The organism is Acinetobacter sp. YH12068_T (genome assembly GCF_024606005.1).
GTDB lineage: Bacteria > Pseudomonadota > Gammaproteobacteria > Pseudomonadales > Moraxellaceae > Acinetobacter > Acinetobacter amyesii.
The window spans coordinates 2,836,710-2,853,679 of the sequence record NZ_CP094555.1 but is presented as its reverse complement, the minus strand read 5'-3'; the positions used below and the strand labels follow the sequence as shown (position 1 = coordinate 2,853,679).

Sequence of the window (16,970 nt, the reverse complement as noted above, 5' to 3'; positions counted from 1 at the left end):
TTTGATGGCTTGGGGAACATACTTTTCAGTGAATAATTAAAGTAACAGGTACAGTCAGGGCGGCATCGATTAGCGATAGCGTACCTCACAGGGAGAAGGCGATGGATATTAAGCACATTAAAAATTTATTGGATATTTTTGAAGGGACAGTCGAAAAGCGCTGTGCAATATATGAAATCGCAGATGACGAAGACGACGAAAACCGTGCAGCAGCGGAGTGTAATGCGGCAAAAAACAAACTGATTCTTGCGATAGAACAATTGGTTGAGGCGCATGGTCAGCTGGTCTTACAGCAAAAAACCAAGCTTTGATGATCTGTCTACAATTGAATCTATAGGATGAAATGAATAGAAAGTTAAAGTGGATGGAGTAAAAGAACGTTTAAAGATCATAAAAAAAACCACCGTGATGGTGGTTTTTTTACAAGGAGCAGGGTTGGATTAAGCGGGGATATTTTCCTCTACAGCTTTATCTTTCTTTTCCCAGACTTTTTCGTGGAAGAAAAAGGCAACCGCTTGAACAGTTGGTTCAAGTAAACTTAATGTAATAGCCATTGCAATACTGCCTGTCACGTAATAACCAACCAACATCGCAACCGTGATATGCATGATGTAATAGCTCAAGGTTTTTTTGAACATGCGCTGATTATTTTCGACGAACTTGTTAATGTGTGCCATGAAAATGCTCCTTGTTAAATTGATAAATCTTGGCAATGAGTTAATAATAATGATTCTTATTTGCAATGTAAAAGAGAAAATTCAATTTATGATCATTGAATTTCTAAATCACTGCCTAAAAATGGCAGAAAGTGAACAAAAAGTTGGAGAAAATTCTAAAGTTTCATCTACTGAAAGTATTGAAGTGAGCGTGTTTTAAACGCATTAATGGTCTTTAAAATGCAGCGGAAATCAGCAGTTAAATATCATTCCTATAAGTTTTTAAACTAATAAAAATGATAAATTAGATTTATGTGAATACGTGGTTATAATCGATTTAACGAAAGAATTTACCCAGTCCAGTGGAGCAAATCGACATGGCAGGCGAAACCCAAAAAGCGGAAACCCAAATAAAAAAAACCTTGTATGACAAATTGTGGGATGACCATCTAGTAAAACAACGAGATGATGGCTCTTCATTATTGTATATCGACCGTCATTTATTGCATGAAGTGACTTCTCCACAAGCCTTTGAAGGGCTACAACTTGCAGGTCGTAAACCATGGCGTTTAAGCGCTAACGTTGCAACGCCAGACCATAACGTACCTACTTCTACTAAGGAGCGTGCTGAAGGTATTGCGGGTATTGAAGATGATACCTCACGTATCCAAGTGCAAACTTTAGATGACAACTGTAAAACTTTTGATGTTGCCCAGTTTGACATCAACGATGTACGCCAAGGGATCGCGCATGTGGTTGGGCCTGAGCAAGGTTTAACGTTGCCAGGTATGACGGTTGTTTGTGGTGACTCACATACAGCCACTCATGGTGCTTTTGGTTGCTTGGCTCATGGTATCGGCACATCGGAAGTTGAACACGTATTGGCGACTCAATGCTTAGTTCAAAAGAAAATGAAGAACATGTTGGTGCGTGTTGACGGTCAATTGGGTCAGGGCGTAACTCCTAAAGACGTGGTTTTAGCGATTATCGGTAAAATCGGTACGGCAGGTGGTACAGGTCACGCGATTGAGTTTGGTGGTCAAGTATTCCGTGATATGTCGATCGAAGGTCGTATGACGGTGTGTAACATGGCGATCGAAGGTGGCGCGCGCGTGGGTATGGTGGCTGTCGATGACAAAACCATTGCCTATGTAAAAGACCGTCCATATGCACCGAAGGGCGAACAGTGGGATGCTGCAGTAGAATATTGGAAGACTTTAGTGTCTGATGAAGGCGCGCATTTTGATACTGTTGTGGTGTTGCAAGGTGAAGAGATTGAGCCACAAGTGTCTTGGGGGACTTCTCCTGAGATGGTGATTCCTGTATCTCAAGCAGTGCCAACTTTAGAACAAGCTAAAGATGACGTACAGCGTAATGACTGGACACGTGCATACAACTACATGGGCTTAGAAGCGGGTCAGGCATTGGCTGATATTCAATTAGACCGTGTATTTATTGGTTCATGTACCAACTCACGCATCGAAGATATTCGTGCAGCGGCTGAAGTGGTCAAAGGTAAAAAAGTGGCGGCATCGATTAAGCAAGCCATGGTGGTACCGGGTTCAGGTTTAGTCAAAGCACAAGCAGAAGCAGAAGGCTTAGATAAAATCTTAATTGAAGCAGGCTTTGAATGGCGTGAGCCGGGTTGCTCAATGTGTTTGGCAATGAATGCCGACAAATTGCAACCAGGTGAGCACTGTGCATCGACGTCTAACCGTAATTTTGAAGGTCGTCAAGGCAATGGCGGTCGTACACACTTGGTGAGTCCAGCAATGGCAGCAGCTGCGGCAATCGCTGGTCACTTTGTGGATGTGCGTACATTCTAGTTTAAGCCCTCATCCCAACCTTCTCCCTGAGGGAGAAGGAGTTCCCTCTCCTTTTAGGAGAGGGTTAGGGAGAGGTCACGGATTCAGTGAGAAATAAACATGAAAAAATATACCGTTGAACAAGGTATCGTTGCACCATTAGACCGTGCCAATGTGGATACAGATTTAATTATTCCAAAACAGTTTTTGAAATCTATTAAGCGTACAGGCTTTGGTGCCAACTTATTTGATGAGTTGCGCTATTTGGATGAAGGCTATTTAGGTCAAGACATTTCAAAACGTCCAATTAACCCAGATTTCGAATTGAACAAACCGCGTTATCAAGGTGCGTCTATTTTGATCTCTCGTGCAAACTTTGGTTGTGGTTCGAGCCGTGAGCATGCACCTTGGGCATTAGAAGAATATGGTTTCCGTACTGTCATTGCACCAAGCTATGCGGACATTTTCTTTAATAACAGCTTTAAAAATGGCATGTTGCCAGTGATCTTGTCTGAAGAGATCGTCGATCAGTTGTTTAAAGAATGTGCTGCATCTGAAGGCTATCAATTAACCATTGATTTGGCTGCGCAAGAAGTACGTACACCGAGTGGTGAAGCATTTACATTTGAAGTCGATCCATTTCGTAAACACTGCCTATTGAATGGCTTGGATGATATCGGTTTAACCTTACAAGCTGCCGATGATATCCGTGCTTATGAAGAAAAAACCAAAGCATCTCGCCCTTGGGTATTTGCAGAAATTAAAGCTTAAGTCAGTGTCACTGTAGAACTTCTTAGTAGTCAGTCGGCTTAAGTCTTGCTAATATCAGGCGAAACAAAATTTATACGTTAGCCAGAATTTATCAGGTTGGGTTCGAAAAATGAAAAAGTTCTTCGGTCAGCTGGTTGTAACGGGAGCGCTGTTCGCAACGCTCTCTGCCTGTCAAAGCTTTGACACGGCACGCATTAAAAATGTGAAAGAAACTGAAAGTACAAAAAATAATGCTCTGATTTACTGTGCAGGTACAGCGCATTGTGAATTTGAGCGTTTTGATCAAATACAAGTGGTTGATCCAAATAATCAACATGTACAACGTGCTGCGATTAAAGCAGGCATTGTACGGTTGAATGGTCGTTCATTGTCTGAGCCTAATCCTTTGTATTTGTCTGTACCTTCAGGTCAGCATGAAGTCGTGATTCGCTATTATCCAATTTCTCAGGAAAAAGCAGAGCGCTTGCATGTCATTCACAACTTTAGGTCCAAACACGAGTACACCTTTAAAATGTACCGTGAGCGTTCAAAAAACAGAGGCAGTTTACTGGATAAATCTGCGCCTGATCCGCTCTGTGTAGACTTAAAGCAAGGTGCAAAAACGATTCGACGTTTCTGCCGACCCTACAATGTCCTCACAGGACTTGGTGAGTTTGTAGAAAAGAAACTTTAAATCTGACTGGTAATCAAGCCAGCGTATAAATGGAAAGACTCATGTCAAAACATATTTTGATTTTACCAGGTGATGGTATTGGTCCTGAAATCGTGAAAGCGGCTGAACAAGTGCTGACACGTGTAAACGAGAAATTCAACTTAGGTTTGACTTGGGAACAAGGTCTTTTAGGTGGTGCAGCGATCGATGCGCACGGTTCACCTTATCCAGATGTAACAGCAGCACAAGCGAAGACTGCTGATGCGATTTTATTGGGTGCAGTGGGTGGTCCTAAGTGGGATACCATTGAGCGTTCAATTCGTCCAGAACGTGGCCTATTAAAAATTCGTTCAGAATTAAATTTATTTGCCAATTTACGTCCAGCAATTCTTTATCCGCAGCTTGCAGATGCGTCGAGCTTAAAACCTGAAATCGTAGCAGGTTTGGATATCTTGATCGTACGTGAGTTAACTGGCGGGATCTATTTCGGTCAACCACGTGGTATTCGTGAACTCGAAAACGGCGAAAAACAAGGTTTCAATACTGACGTATATGCTGAATCTGAAATCAAGCGTATTGCCAAAGTTGCTTTTGAAATGGCGAACTTACGCGGTGGTAAAGTGTGTTCAGTGGATAAAGCCAACGTGCTAGAAGTGACTGAGCTTTGGAAACAAACCGTAACTGCGTTAAAAGAAGAGCAGTATCCTGAAATTAACTTGTCTCATATGTATGTTGACAATGCTGCAATGCAATTGGTCCGTGCGCCAAAACAGTTTGATGTGATCGTGACGGGTAACTTGTTCGGCGATATCTTGTCTGATGAAGCGGCGATGTTAACCGGTTCTATCGGCATGTTGCCATCGGCTTCTTTAGATGAAAATGGTAAAGGTATGTATGAGCCTTGCCACGGTTCAGCGCCAGACATCGCAGGTCAAAACATTGCGAACCCATTAGCTACAATTCTGTCTGTTGCTATGATGCTACGTTATACCTTCCGTGAAGAAGCGGCGGCAAAAGCGATTGAAGATGCAGTAGGTAATGTCTTAGATCAAGGCTTACGTACAGGTGACATCATGTCAGAAGGCAGTACTCAAGTCGGTACTGTTGAAATGGGTCAAGCTGTAGTTTCTGCATTGAACTAATGGCGAATCAAAAAACGCAGCGTTTATGCTGCGTTTTTTTGTGCCTAGAAATTATCAATCCTAGAATTGATGCGCTAACAGGTGCGACCAGTTAATCGGACATCAGTTGCAATATTATGCTTTATGCGAAATTGAATAAGGCAGTTTAACTCAACCTCATAGCGTGTATTTCCACTGGGAATCGGCACAGCAGCGCCGCTGCCCATGCCCATCACAGGATTTTCCGCCATCGGTAAAGGAATACTGATTGGGCGTGTAACACGATAACGAAGGTAGTCTGAACTGACCTCTACGGGAGAGGTTCTTTGATAGCCGAGTTTGCTGAGATTAAGTTCTGCTTGAATCGTTTGGCTCGATTGACCAATAAATGAGGCTAAATAGCGTTCACGTTCAACGGAGGATATCGTTGATGTCGTGGTACAACCAGCCAAACATACAATGCTTAGAACGCATCCCATGCTCAATATTGGGCGAATAAAACGCTGATCTTTGTAAACCTGATGTTCTAAAATAAATTTCATGGGTCAGTTTCTCACGAAATAAATTCAGTTTAGTCAGATCGGTCTGTATAACACTGTAGTCATTTGATACACGGTCAGCTGAGCAAGATTAGCCTCTAGGATTCTCATGCAGGATCAACAAGCTCTGCCAACATAGTCAATGGATTCAACTATTTGATTGCGTAATTTGAACTCGATTTTACATTCCATGTCGACAGTGACACCACCTTTAGACGGCGTTGGGATAGGGGCGCCCATGGCTATACTGGTGCCGATATTCGGTGTACCTATCGGAATTGGCATTGAGCGTAAAATGGTATAACTGAGTTTTTCATTGCTTTGTACGGGTGCTCCCATCACTTTGTAGCCCAATTGACTCAAGTTGAGCTCTTTACGAACTTGATCAGCTGGCTGTCCAATATAGTGTTGTAGGGATTGATTGAGTTGCTTTTGGCCTGTCGTGGCGCAAGCAACACAAAAGATAGCACCGACTAATCCTAGATGTTTCATATGATTTTATGTCCTTATATTTTGAATTTTATAATCGAATTTTTATGTTTTTAGACTGTAAAGCAAAGCAAATTTGCAGTCAATTTTTATCATTGCATTGAAATAAATACAAAAAAAGCCACTGATAAAGTGGCTTTTTCGCTTCGCTAAAACTTAGCGCGCACGGTAAGTGATACGACCCTTAGTCAAATCATAAGGTGTCATTTCTACTTTAACACTGTCGCCAGTCAAAATACGGATATAGTGTTTACGCATTTTGCCAGAGATGTGAGCAATCACTTCATGACCGTTTTCTAAACGTACACGGAACATAGTATTAGGAAGCGTCTCGGTGACAACGCCTTCGAACTCGATGAGTTCCTCTTTATTGGCCATAGCCTACCTGAATGAATAAATTAGCAAGGCGCAAATTATAGTCAATTTTTTTTCAGAATACAAGCCGTAAAAGGCTTTGAACTGATCGACTGTCAGTAAAATAAGCGAACAATTCTGTTAAATATTTTCAACAAAAAATGTGCAGTAACAGTTGTCAGTTTGGTCAATCGCAGTTAATCTAAAATCAATCTTTTTAGGTATAAATGAAGTACATACAAGGAAGGTTCTGGAGTGGGTCAGCTAACTGATGCATCTGTTGTGTTGCGTTTAGGGTATCAAGCGATTCGTCGTGCCGGATTGCCAACAGAAGAAATTTTAACAAAAGCGGGTGTGGCATTAAATCAGGTTGAAACCAATGACCGTACCCCATTGAATGCGCAATTTGCGTTCTGGGTGGCTGCAGAAGAAGTCAGTAAAGATCCTGATATTGGTTTGCATCTGGGAGAGCATTTGCCTTTATATCGAGGGCAGGTGATTGAACACTTATTTATTTCATCTGAGAATTTTGGTGAAGGTTTAAAGCGAGCTTTGGCCTATCAACGCCTAATTAGCGATGCCTTTCATGCACAATTGGTGATTGAAGATGACCGCTGCTATTTGACCAATGGTCATCAGCCTTGGGCAGAAAATATCGTGAATCGTCATTTTTCTGAATGCGCGATGTCCGGTGTTTTGCGTTTCTTTAAGTTTATTACTGAAGGGCGTTTTCAGCCGATTTATATCGACTTTAACTTTAGTCAGGGCGCGCCAGATGATGAGTATTTCCGTGTTTATGAATGCCCTGTGAGCTTAGGGCAGAAAGAAACCCGATTGTATTTTGATCCGGCTATTTTAGAGTATCAATTGTGGCAGGCAGAACCTGAGTTATTACAATTGCATGAGCAGTTGGCGATTGAAAAACTTCAGGAGTTGGCGCGTTATGATTTGGTCGGTGAAGTTCGCCGTGCTATTGGTTCAACGCTAGAAAGTGGTGAAACCACGCTTGAAACGGTCGCTGCGCAGCTCAACATTACCCCGCGTCGTTTACGGACTCAGTTGTCAGAAGCCAATACCAGTTTTCAGCAAATTTTGTCAGACTATCGCTGTCGTTTGGCTAAAAAATTATTGGCCAATACCAATGAAAGTGTGGAGCGCATTGTGTACTTAACGGGTTTTTCTGAACCAAGTACGTTCTATCGTGCATTTAAACGCTGGACCAATGAAACGCCTGTGGAGTATCGTAAACGAAAGCAGCGTTAACGTTGAACATTTAAAAGTATTCCCTAAACAGAATCCTCCCTTTTTCAAAGGGGGACTTTCATTTTAAAGCTTAGCAATAATGGAGAAAATGACACTCCTCCCACTATGAAAGTGAGGTTGGGAGGGATTGTTTATTCAGGCATATTTAGCCAATGTGGTCCTAACGGAACTTGAGGAAGTTCAAACTGAGCTGGATAGTCTGCATGGATAAAATATAGTCCATCGGGTGGTGCGGTGACACCTGCTGCTTTACGATCTTCAGCAGCAAAAATATCGTCAATATGGTCAACGTCATACATACCTTGCCCAATTTCCAACAAACAGCCCATGATGTTACGCACCATATGATGTAAAAAACCATCGGCCTGAATATCTAGGACCAAGTAGCATCCGTGTTGGATCAGACGGCAATGGCTGACATGACGAACAGGCTGATTGGACTGACAGGCTGCGGCACGGAAGCTTTCGAAATTATGAGTGCCTTCAAATTTGGCCGCGGCACGTTGCATTTTTAGCACATCTAATTTTGCATAAACATGGGTCACTTGCTTGTGCAGTAAAGCTGGTCGCTGTGGATTGTTATAGACCACATAGCGATAACGACGTGCTTGCGCTTTAAAGCGGGCATGGAAGTCCTGATCCATTTCCTTAATCCATTGGATGGAGATGTCACGAGGTAATTGGCTATTGCTGCCCATTAACCATCCACGAATGGGGCGAATAGCCTGAGTATCGAAATGTGCCACCATATTGGTTGCATGGACGCCGGCATCTGTTCGGCCAGCGCCATGCAACATGATCGGCTCATTGGCTACTTTACTGAGGACGGTTTCAATGGTTTCTTGCACGCTTGGTACGCCCGGTTGCTGAGTTTGCCAGCCCTTGTATTGCATGCCACAAAACTCAATCCCAATCGCAAAACGTTGCATAGTTACCTCAAATGACTTAATCGTTCCAATGCGCAGTCCAGTCTGCGGCACTGCCGTATTGTAAATACATTTTCAAGCATTTGGCATAAAGATCTGCATGACCCAAACAATTGCTCAGTAATATTCCACTATCTTTGACCCAGTCACTCACAGCATAGCGCTGATCTATACCGCCATGAACAACCTGTGTACTTAAGATAATTTTGCAATTTTTTTGTTGTATGGCTTTCAATACATTGAGTAATTCAGCATCAACGGCAATATTCCCTGTGCCAAAACCTTGCAGAATTAAAACATCTGGCGTGTGTGTAAGCAGGGCGGCTAAATTTTGACTGTGTAGATCAGTTGTTATCGGTTGCCACATCCAATTCAGGCAATTGAAATGAGCCGCTTTGTCTAAATCATTGACTTGAACAAAATATGGCGATGTCAGCATTGAAAGTGGCTGTGTGGCTGGCAGCCCATCAAAGGCTTTCAGATCGGTTGTATGTACTTTTAGTGCGGATTGAGCATGCATCAGTTGATGATGAAAGGCCAAATAAACCCCAACACTCGATTGATGTACCGATTCCAATGCAAAATTTAAATTGTCGATGGCATCGGTAAATTCACGGGTGTTGTCACCAGCCACATTAAACAGCGGATATTGGCTGCCTGTTAGCACGATATGAGCAGACTGTGCCATAAAGTGTGCAAGCATGGCGCTGGCATAGCTAAGCGTGTCTGTGCCATGAATAATTACGAAATGCTGAAATTGTTGTAATTGTAAACTTTGAATTTGTTGGATCAGTGCCAGCCAGTCGGGTGCAGTACAAGCACTACTGTCGCGAATGACAGGTGCGACAAAACATTCAATGTTTAGGTGTAGTGGCAGCACATGCTGTAATTTAGGTAAAAAAGCATTCGCTGGCATGGGGCTTAAAGGCTCACCGATACAACCGAAGGTACCACCCATATAAATAAGAGCAATTTTTTTCATCATAAAAAAAGCAGCCTTGAAAGACTGCTTTAGTTTAAATCGCTTTTGCTTAAGATGCGATTTGATTCAGTAACTGATCTGCTTGTTGACGCTGAGCTGAAGAAAACTCAGCCTCTTTTTCAGTTAAAATTTCACGTGCAGCGTCATAAGCACCTAGTTTGATGTATTGCGCTGCCAATTCAAGATTCAATTCAATTTCATTGACTTCAATCAGTTCAGGGAAAGATTGAACCAATGGATCGTTTTGGTCTGTAGCAGATGGGGTTGACGGTGTGCCTAAACCGCTAATGTCAAAACTCACACCACTTGAAGCAAGTGCGGGAGGTTTTTCTTCAGGTGTAGACTCTAAGTTAAACTCTGTTGCAGGAGCAACAACCGCTTCTTCTGTTTTTGCTGTTTCAAAAGCACCTAAGTCAAAGTTTAAGGTTGGAGCTTCAACTTTGTTTTCTTCTACAGCTGGTTTTTCTGTCGTAAATGAAAAATCTAAAGGCTCGATTTTTTCTTCTACAGTTTCTGTTTTGGTTTCAGCCACAGCTTCAGTGCTTGGGGCAAAGTCCATTGCAAAATCAATCGGTTTGATTTCTTCAACGGCAGGAGATGGCTGAGCAATCTCTTCGGTTTTCGGTGTCGCTTCAAGTGCAGGTTCTGGTGAAATTGAAAGCGTATCAAATTCAAGCGGCTGTATTTTTTCAGCAGGAGCACTTTCAACTGGGGTAGAAATGTCTGCTTTTGCAGGCGTTTCAGTGGTGAAATTAAAATCTAGTGGTTTAATTTCGGCTGCTTTGGGCTCAACAGGTGCAGCAGTTGAACTTTGCATTAAAGCATCAAAATCAGAGGTATTTTGAGCTTTTGATGGAACCTCTTCAGTGATCGGTGATACAAAGTTAATGGCATCATCTTTCACATTTTGAGAATTTTCAAACTCTACTTTTTTTGCTTCAGCTTGTTCTAAAATTTCATCGAGTTCAAGTGAACGAATATGGCTCAGCAATTGGCTGATGGCAAATTCGTCTTTTTGTAAAATGTGAATATCTAATAGATATAGATATAACTCATGTTGTGAGTTATCACGTTTTAATGATTGATTGATTTGCGCTTCAGCAGAAAAGAAATTACGTTCCGCAATTAATTTTTCAATTTTGCCACGAGCATCGGTCGTTAATGGCGTCATTGATTTTTTTTCAATGACACTGCTTTCAACTACTTGAGTTTTCTTCGGAGTCGCTTTGGCCGAAACACCCGTTTTCTTGGTTTTAGTGGATGTCGGTTTGGCTTTATCTGATTCTTGATCTTTTTGGCGTTTGTTTAAAAAAACCAATACGATCACTAAGATCACTAATGGAATCACATAAATCAGCATGTTTTAACCCCTTGGAGATAGAGCGATATAAAGTTGCACTCATCCCTATAAAATCTTGATTGGTAACGTTTTAGTTTATTGGCTTCTTTTATCTGCTTGTTGAGCTTTCAACTGTTGTTGCAGTTGAGCAAGACGAGCATTTAATAATTGAATTCTGTGATCCTTTTGATTTAGCGCCAATTCTAATTGAGTTACGTTTCTCTGTAATTTAACGGTTTTTTCACGAGATGTCATAACTTTTAATGACAACTCTTTCGAAGTTTTATTCTTTTCTGCCGCACTGTTGGCAGAAGATTGTGCCGAATCTTGCGCTTTCTCTGCAACCAGACTCATTTCAGCTTGATTCAAACGGTATTTGGTTTTGCCTGACTGCTTCGAAGGCACTTTGGCAAGTTCTGCCGCAGAGACTTTTACAGGCTGTTTTGCTTGCTGCATACCATGCAGATTTAATGCCGCACCACGGCGCAGACGGTTTACGTCGCCCTGAATGAATGCATGTTCGTTGCTGTTTTTAATCTGTTGCATGACTTCAGAGACAGGGCGGTTTTGTTCTGTCGCAATACGTGAGGCAATCCCCCAAAGGCTTTCATTTGAGCGAACCACATATTTTGCCGCAGGTGTTGCTGTTGATGCAGCTGCAGTACTTGTTGGTTTTGGTGTAGATGCTGTTTGAGTTGTCGTTGTTGGATTTTCACGTTTTTGTGCTGCCTGCTCCGCAGCAAATTTTTGTGCCAATGGGTCTTGAGATCTTGCAGTTGATGCTGTTGCAGTTTGTGTGGCTTGCATTTCTGAACTGACAGAGCCGGTCGAATTGGTTTTTGTAACTTTCGAAATTGATGTTTCAGAACCTGATGAAGTACTTCCGCTATGTTGCTCCGCAGGCGTAACACTATAATTTTGTACATGCGTGACAGGTTCAATCGCAACAGGCGTTGACGTTGCTAACTGTGGAGGTGCTTTGGTACTGAGTAATAAGGGTTGTTCTGCAGCTACGGGTGCTTTTGCGGTATACAGTGTGCTGACAGGTAAATTTAAGGCAATTTCTTTTTCATTTACAATCACGACAGGTGTTAAAGCACGCTCATTGGCACGGGTTTGAGTCGCATTTGACGGCGCTGGATTGCGTTTTAATGGGGTACGAATTTGTTGCAGGCGTGAAGCATTCCCTTCTTTAATATTAACAATAAAATTAAGTTCTGCATCGGTTACTGGACGCGAAGAGGTAATGGTAATTACCCCGTTGCCTGCACCATCACGACGCGTAAAGAAGTTTAAATGTCCCGGTGGTTGATGCCCTGTACCCATACTCAACAAATCCTCTGCCGTGGCTAAACTTGCATTGAGCGGCACAGATGTGTTTGAGTGGCGAAAATGAATCTCAGCGTACAGCAATTCCCCGGGTGCTGACTGGACTTGTACAGGATCAATGCTGATCGCTTGAATGTTTTGAGATGCAATAACGGCTAAAATGGCGATCTTTAATTTGTTATATACGGTCATCTTAATCTTTAGCTCGAATATATGTCGCATGGCGAAAATTATAGATTAGCGAGTTGTCAAAGAATTGTAAAATATTTACACGACAGTTACATAAAAAAGCCGATCAATTGTGATCGGCTTCCTGTTCAGAGACTTAAAAATGCTTAAGCATTTTTATAATCAATGAGAATTCTTAGCATACGACGTAAAGGTTCAGCAGCACCCCAAAGCAATTGGTCACCTACAGTGAATGCACCTAGGTATTCTTTACCCATGTTGAGCTTACGGAGACGACCAACTGGAACAGACAAGGTGCCTGTTACAGCAACAGGAGTCAAATCAGTCATTGACGCTTCACGGGTATTTGGAACCACTTTAGACCAATCGTTGGCACTTGCGATGATATCTTCGATTTCATCCAGTGGAACATCTTTACGAAGTTTTAAAGTCAATGCTTGTGAGTGACAACGCATCGCACCGATACGGACACAGTGGCCATCGATTGGAACGATTTGCTGGTTGCCTAAGATCTTGTTGGTTTCAACTTGACCTTTCCACTCTTCTTTCGACTGACCGCTTTCAAGCTGTTTGTCGATATAAGGAATGAGAGAACCCGCTAAAGGCACACCGAAGTTCGCAGATGGGAAACCTTCACCGCGTTGTAGGGCTGCAATTTTAGAGTCGATATCTAAAATTGGAGAACGTGGGTCATCTAGCAAATCTTTGGTATTGTTGTACAAGTAACCCATACCTGAAATCAGTTCACGCATGTTTTGCGCGCCTGCACCAGATGCCGCTTGATAAGTCATTGAGGTTGCCCATTCCACTAAATTATTTTGGAATAGACCGCCTAGACCCATTAACATTAATGAAACGGTACAGTTACCGCCCACGAAGGTTTTTGTGCCTTTTACTAAGCCGTCTTTGATTACGTTCATGTTTACTGGGTCAAGTACGATGATCGCTTCATCATCCATACGTAAAGTTGATGCAGCATCGATCCAGTAACCATTCCAGTTTTCAGCTTTAAGCTTAGGGAAAACTTCAGTCGTATAATCGCCACCTTGGCAGGTGATAATGACATCCATTTGCTTCAGACTATCAATGTCCGTTGCATCCATAAGTGCTGGGGCAGTCTTACCACCAAACACAGGGGCTTCACCACCTGCATTACTGGTAGAAAAGTAAAACGGTTCGAAATGAGCGAAATCGTTTTCTTCAACCATACGTTGCATAAGGACGGAACCAACCATCCCGCGCCAACCGACCAGACCTACTTTCATGTCACTTTGCCTCGGTGCGTTAAAAAAATAAAAAGGGGGTTCGAGTGTACCAAAAGGGCGCATAACTGCAAGCGCTACATAATGAAAACACCAATAATATTGTGCAATATATCTTGTTTATGTTACATGCAAAACTGATATAAATTTATGAATCAATAAAAAATAAAGAATATAAGGGAGGCGTAATGATTTGGATTGAAATACTGGCGGGCTTCGTCATTTGGTTGACATTTTGGTCACTCATACCACGAGATGAATGGTGGTTTCGTGGTGCAGATTTTCCGCGTCTGCAAATCTTGGCTTTGGGCATATTTGCCTTCATAGGCTTAATTTTATGGAATGCTGAATGGGACTTGGCGCGTGAAATCATTTTAATTGGGTTGATTGCTGCCTTGGCATATCAATTAAAAATGGTTTTGCCTTATACCTTTATTTGGAAAAAACAAGTCAAAAAAGTTCGTTCAGACCAGTTAGATAAACAGAAACAAATTTCAATCATTGTCTCAAATGTACTTACGCCGAATACTCAATATCACTTATTATTGGCACAAATACAAAAGCATCAACCTGACTTAGTACTCACGCTAGAAACCGATCAAACTTGGCAAAATGAATTGGCAGTGATTGAAGCTGATTATCCTTATCGCGTACCCGTACCTTTGGATAATTTGTATGGGATGCATTTGTATAGCAAGTTAGAACTTAGTGAAACTGAAGTCAAATTTATTCTCAGTGATGAAATTCCTTCGATCCATACCCGAGTCACCTTAGCATCAGGAAATCAGGTTCAACTGTATTGTTTACATCCCAAACCGCCAAGTCCAACAGAAGCCAAAGATTCAACTTTACGCGATGCAGAATTGCTGATTGTGGGCGATCAGATTAAAGATTTAGACGAAAGTTGCATCGTTATGGGGGACCTGAATGATGTGGCATGGTCACGTACTACACGACTCTTTCAACGAATCAGTGGGCTTTTAGACCCGCGTGTTGGACGTCATTTCGTAAATACCTTTCATGCCAATTATCCACTGCTGCGTTGGTCGCTCGACCATATTTTTCATAGTACAGATTTTGCATTGGTACATATGGAACGCTTGCCCAATATCGGTTCAGACCATTTTCCAGTCTATGTGGTGCTGCAAACAGGCAGGGTATTTGAGCAAATCCAAGAAGAATTAGAGCAAACAGATGAAGATGAACAAGAAGCGCAAGAGGCAATTCAGGAGGGTATAGAAAAAGCTGAGGAAGAGGAGAAGATTGTGACTGATGAAATCGCCCGTGATTATAAGGATGGTACGAAGGCACCTTGATTTTGTTTGATTTAAGAGAAAAGTGTAAGAAATAGCTTACACAGCTTTCGGCTTCTGACGAATGGTCAGGTCAAGTGTATTGACTTATTCTTTGTTCATCGGCACATGGAACTGGGAACGGAACATCCCACTAAGGAAGACGAAGCCGATGGAAGCATCACGGAACGGATGCAGGAAAGGAAAGCCAATAAAAAAATAAAAAGAATACTTGTGAAAGCACAACCTCATAGACCCGAGTTTTGCAGGATGCAGAACTCGGGTTTTGCTTTTGTGATATAGATTTTTTTGCTTTTCTTTTGATCAATTTCTTTATACAGTGTGCCAAGAAAAAACGATGAATTTCCAATAAAAATATAGGTATGAGACGTTCTATGCTGTCCGAATGGCACCAAAAAATATTGCAGATTACACACTTATCCACCGATGCACTTTCCATTTACCTTGGCTTAATACTGTTCTTTTTTGTGGCCTTTTGCCATCACCGCCAATTGAAATCACCTTATGCGATTTGGACGGTTGTGGTCGTCGCAATGGGATTGGAATTGTTTAATGCACGCCATGATATTTTAGATAGAGGCTTTTGGCGTATAGGGCAAAGTTTGAAACATATTCTAAATGTCATGTTGTTGCCGCTGATCCTTTGGTTGATGGCCCGATACCGTGTATGGAAGGGTTGAATCACCATTGAGTCATTCATAATAACCATTGAGTCGTTCATAATAAAAAAGGATATTGTGCATTTCACAATATCCTTTCTAGATGCTGATCTAGTTGCCGAATTAAAAAGATTTTCAGAGCGTTATCCTGCACAGCAAAGATCTATGGCGTGTAGTCAATCAAGCTGAATGCTGAGAGACCACTTGCGTATACAACTCCAAAGTCTGATCACACATCTCTTTTAAACTAAACATGCTGATAGGCTGCACGTGTTGTGGTTGGTCTAAATGCAACTTTAAGGTGTCGAGTAATTGTGTTTCATCATCGACAGTGACTAAACCTTGCGGATAGACATTGGATAAAATTTCAGCTACACCACCACGGTTCCAACCAATCACAGGTGTACCTACAGACAGTGCTTCTAGTACAGTCCGTCCAAAGGTTTCCGCTTGGCTCGACAAAGATAAAACCAAATCGCTAAAAGCTAACCATTCACGGATATCTGAACGATGACCGACAAAAGTAATCCGATCACTCAGCCCTTTAGCCGCAATACTGTCTTGCATTTCTTGTAAATAAGCCGCTTTTTTCGGATCTGCACCACCGACCACCACCGCATGTACGTCGGGATACTGTGTTTGTAGCTGTTCCATTAAATGGATCAGGGTTTCATGACCTTTCAAACGGGTGATACGGCCTGGTAAGCAAATCAGACGCTTATTTTCTAGTTCAGGGAAATCTTTTAGGGTTTGATTGAGCCACTGTGCTGAGGGTTGATAACCATGTGGAAAAGCAGCGGGGTCAATGCCACGATAAATACGCACAATGTCCTTGGTAGGACAGTTTTTGTAGTTGTCCGTGATGTATTTGACAACACTATCCGAGACCGCAATGACTTTTTCAGCCTGCGTCATGATTTGACTGTAGCGATTAATCGAATAAAAACCATGTACAGTTGAAATCAAGTGAGGTCGTTTGTTTGCAGGAATCCCTTTGAGGGCAAAATGCGTGAGCCACGCGGGGACACGTGAGCGCACATGCACGATATCTGGTTGATGTTGCTCAATCAGTTTACGTAGAGGACGAATTTGCCATAAGCTTGATAAGGCTTTTTTATGGATTGCGAGTGTGAGATGAGTTGAGCCTTCGGCTTCCAATTGAGTCACCATACGGCCACCATTTGAAACCACTAAGGACTCATGACCGGCGGTCACTAAAGCACGAGCTATTTCTAAGGTTCCTCGCTCGACACCACCACTGTTCAATTCAGGTAAAAGCTGCATTACTTTCATAGCATTTCTCTTTTTTATGTGCTGAGTT

General features: G+C 42.1%; 18 protein-coding genes. 8 read left to right on the top strand and 10 right to left on the bottom strand.

The genetic code is table 11. The features are described 5' to 3' along the window. Positions 1-101: 101 nt before the first annotated feature. Positions 102-311, top strand: coding sequence for a hypothetical protein (locus tag MST18_RS13605; protein ID WP_180131715.1), 210 nt, complete (start codon positions 102-104; stop codon positions 309-311). Positions 312-440: 129 nt separating this feature from the next. Here MST18_RS13605 and MST18_RS13600 read toward each other — a convergent pair whose 3' ends face one another. Continuing rightward, a complete protein-coding gene (locus MST18_RS13600; RefSeq protein ID WP_111884090.1) occupies positions 441-677 on the bottom strand; it encodes a DUF2061 domain-containing protein in 237 nt (78 codons plus the stop codon). 356 nt (positions 678-1,033) lie between these two features. On the opposite strand from MST18_RS13600, the gene leuC reads away from it, so the two are divergent. The 4 genes from leuC (at position 1,034) to leuB (ending at position 5,026) form a co-directional block, all read left to right on the top strand. Further along, positions 1,034-2,482, top strand: coding sequence for a 3-isopropylmalate dehydratase large subunit (gene leuC / locus MST18_RS13595; RefSeq protein WP_180007147.1), 1,449 nt, complete (start codon positions 1,034-1,036; stop codon positions 2,480-2,482). A gap of 99 nt (positions 2,483-2,581) precedes the next feature. Next, positions 2,582-3,232, top strand: coding sequence for a 3-isopropylmalate dehydratase small subunit (gene leuD / locus MST18_RS13590; protein WP_078189721.1), 651 nt, complete (start codon positions 2,582-2,584; stop codon positions 3,230-3,232). Positions 3,233-3,341: 109 nt separating this feature from the next. Next, complete coding sequence (locus tag MST18_RS13585) at positions 3,342-3,905, top strand: hypothetical protein (protein WP_078189720.1); 564 nt, start codon at positions 3,342-3,344, stop codon at positions 3,903-3,905. Between the two features lie 41 nt (positions 3,906-3,946). Then, positions 3,947-5,026, top strand: coding sequence for a 3-isopropylmalate dehydrogenase (gene leuB, locus MST18_RS13580; protein ID WP_078189719.1), 1,080 nt, complete (start codon positions 3,947-3,949; stop codon positions 5,024-5,026). Between the two features lie 74 nt (positions 5,027-5,100). Here leuB and MST18_RS13575 read toward each other — a convergent pair whose 3' ends face one another. From MST18_RS13575 to infA, 3 genes are all read right to left on the bottom strand, one after another. Beyond that, complete coding sequence (locus tag MST18_RS13575) at positions 5,101-5,547, bottom strand: hypothetical protein (protein WP_306670016.1); 447 nt, start codon at positions 5,545-5,547, stop codon at positions 5,101-5,103. Positions 5,548-5,661: 114 nt separating this feature from the next. Then, positions 5,662-6,036, bottom strand: a complete 375-nt coding sequence (locus tag MST18_RS13570; protein ID WP_078189718.1) for a hypothetical protein — start codon at positions 6,034-6,036, stop codon at positions 5,662-5,664. Between the two features lie 153 nt (positions 6,037-6,189). Further along, positions 6,190-6,411, bottom strand: coding sequence for a translation initiation factor IF-1 (infA, locus tag MST18_RS13565; protein WP_001284370.1), 222 nt, complete (start codon positions 6,409-6,411; stop codon positions 6,190-6,192). A gap of 231 nt (positions 6,412-6,642) precedes the next feature. Between infA and MST18_RS13560 the strand changes: the two genes are divergently transcribed. Next, entirely contained in the window at positions 6,643-7,650 is a 1,008-nt protein-coding gene (locus tag MST18_RS13560; RefSeq protein ID WP_078189717.1) for an AraC family transcriptional regulator, read from the top strand. A 131-nt stretch (positions 7,651-7,781) separates the two neighbouring features. Here MST18_RS13560 and truA read toward each other — a convergent pair whose 3' ends face one another. The 5 genes from truA to asd form a co-directional block, all read right to left on the bottom strand. Further along, positions 7,782-8,579, bottom strand: a complete 798-nt coding sequence (truA, locus tag MST18_RS13555; RefSeq protein ID WP_078189716.1) for a tRNA pseudouridine(38-40) synthase TruA — start codon at positions 8,577-8,579, stop codon at positions 7,782-7,784. A gap of 16 nt (positions 8,580-8,595) precedes the next feature. Next, a complete protein-coding gene (locus MST18_RS13550; protein ID WP_180132848.1) occupies positions 8,596-9,558 on the bottom strand; it encodes an asparaginase domain-containing protein in 963 nt (320 codons plus the stop codon). Between the two features lie 49 nt (positions 9,559-9,607). Beyond that, the gene (locus MST18_RS13545; protein WP_180132704.1) at positions 9,608-10,918 is read right to left on the bottom strand and encodes a fimbrial protein FimV; all 1,311 of its coding nucleotides are present in this window, start codon (positions 10,916-10,918) and stop codon (positions 9,608-9,610) included. A gap of 75 nt (positions 10,919-10,993) precedes the next feature. Further along, on the bottom strand, positions 10,994-12,418 hold the full coding sequence (locus MST18_RS13540) for a hypothetical protein (RefSeq protein WP_180132703.1): 1,425 nt from the start codon (positions 12,416-12,418) through the stop codon (positions 10,994-10,996). Positions 12,419-12,561: 143 nt separating this feature from the next. Then, complete coding sequence (gene asd / locus MST18_RS13535) at positions 12,562-13,680, bottom strand: aspartate-semialdehyde dehydrogenase (protein ID WP_180132702.1); 1,119 nt, start codon at positions 13,678-13,680, stop codon at positions 12,562-12,564. A gap of 185 nt (positions 13,681-13,865) precedes the next feature. Between asd and MST18_RS13530 the strand changes: the two genes are divergently transcribed. Both MST18_RS13530 and MST18_RS13525 read left to right on the top strand, forming a co-directional pair. After that, positions 13,866-14,993, top strand: a complete 1,128-nt coding sequence (locus tag MST18_RS13530) for an endonuclease/exonuclease/phosphatase family protein (RefSeq protein ID WP_111884080.1) — start codon at positions 13,866-13,868, stop codon at positions 14,991-14,993. A 371-nt stretch (positions 14,994-15,364) separates the two neighbouring features. Further along, positions 15,365-15,670 (top strand): hypothetical protein, encoded by a 306-nt coding sequence (locus MST18_RS13525; protein ID WP_257227488.1) that lies wholly within the window; start codon positions 15,365-15,367, stop codon positions 15,668-15,670. Positions 15,671-15,829: 159 nt separating this feature from the next. Here MST18_RS13525 and MST18_RS13520 read toward each other — a convergent pair whose 3' ends face one another. Next, positions 15,830-16,942: a glycosyltransferase family 4 protein gene (locus MST18_RS13520; RefSeq protein ID WP_180010178.1), complete on the bottom strand. Its 1,113-nt coding sequence runs from the start codon at positions 16,940-16,942 to the stop codon at positions 15,830-15,832. Positions 16,943-16,970: the final 28 nt, after the last annotated feature.

Coding starts and splice junctions, on each gene's coding strand:
- MST18_RS13605 (WP_180131715.1), top strand. CDS start 102: ATGGATATTAAGCACATTAAAAATTTATTGGATATTTTTGAAGGGACA.
- MST18_RS13600 (WP_111884090.1), bottom strand. CDS start 677: ATGGCACACATTAACAAGTTCGTCGAAAATAATCAGCGCATGTTCAAA.
- leuC (WP_180007147.1), top strand. CDS start 1,034: ATGGCAGGCGAAACCCAAAAAGCGGAAACCCAAATAAAAAAAACCTTG.
- leuD (WP_078189721.1), top strand. CDS start 2,582: ATGAAAAAATATACCGTTGAACAAGGTATCGTTGCACCATTAGACCGT.
- MST18_RS13585 (WP_078189720.1), top strand. CDS start 3,342: ATGAAAAAGTTCTTCGGTCAGCTGGTTGTAACGGGAGCGCTGTTCGCA.
- leuB (WP_078189719.1), top strand. CDS start 3,947: ATGTCAAAACATATTTTGATTTTACCAGGTGATGGTATTGGTCCTGAA.
- MST18_RS13575 (WP_306670016.1), bottom strand. CDS start 5,547: ATGAAATTTATTTTAGAACATCAGGTTTACAAAGATCAGCGTTTTATT.
- MST18_RS13570 (WP_078189718.1), bottom strand. CDS start 6,036: ATGAAACATCTAGGATTAGTCGGTGCTATCTTTTGTGTTGCTTGCGCC.
- infA (WP_001284370.1), bottom strand. CDS start 6,411: ATGGCCAATAAAGAGGAACTCATCGAGTTCGAAGGCGTTGTCACCGAG.
- truA (WP_078189716.1), bottom strand. CDS start 8,579: ATGCAACGTTTTGCGATTGGGATTGAGTTTTGTGGCATGCAATACAAG.
- MST18_RS13550 (WP_180132848.1), bottom strand. CDS start 9,558: ATGAAAAAAATTGCTCTTATTTATATGGGTGGTACCTTCGGTTGTATC.
- MST18_RS13545 (WP_180132704.1), bottom strand. CDS start 10,918: ATGCTGATTTATGTGATTCCATTAGTGATCTTAGTGATCGTATTGGTT.
- MST18_RS13540 (WP_180132703.1), bottom strand. CDS start 12,418: ATGACCGTATATAACAAATTAAAGATCGCCATTTTAGCCGTTATTGCA.
- asd (WP_180132702.1), bottom strand. CDS start 13,680: ATGAAAGTAGGTCTGGTCGGTTGGCGCGGGATGGTTGGTTCCGTCCTT.
- MST18_RS13530 (WP_111884080.1), top strand. CDS start 13,866: ATGATTTGGATTGAAATACTGGCGGGCTTCGTCATTTGGTTGACATTT.
- MST18_RS13525 (WP_257227488.1), top strand. CDS start 15,365: ATGCTGTCCGAATGGCACCAAAAAATATTGCAGATTACACACTTATCC.
- MST18_RS13520 (WP_180010178.1), bottom strand. CDS start 16,942: ATGAAAGTAATGCAGCTTTTACCTGAATTGAACAGTGGTGGTGTCGAG.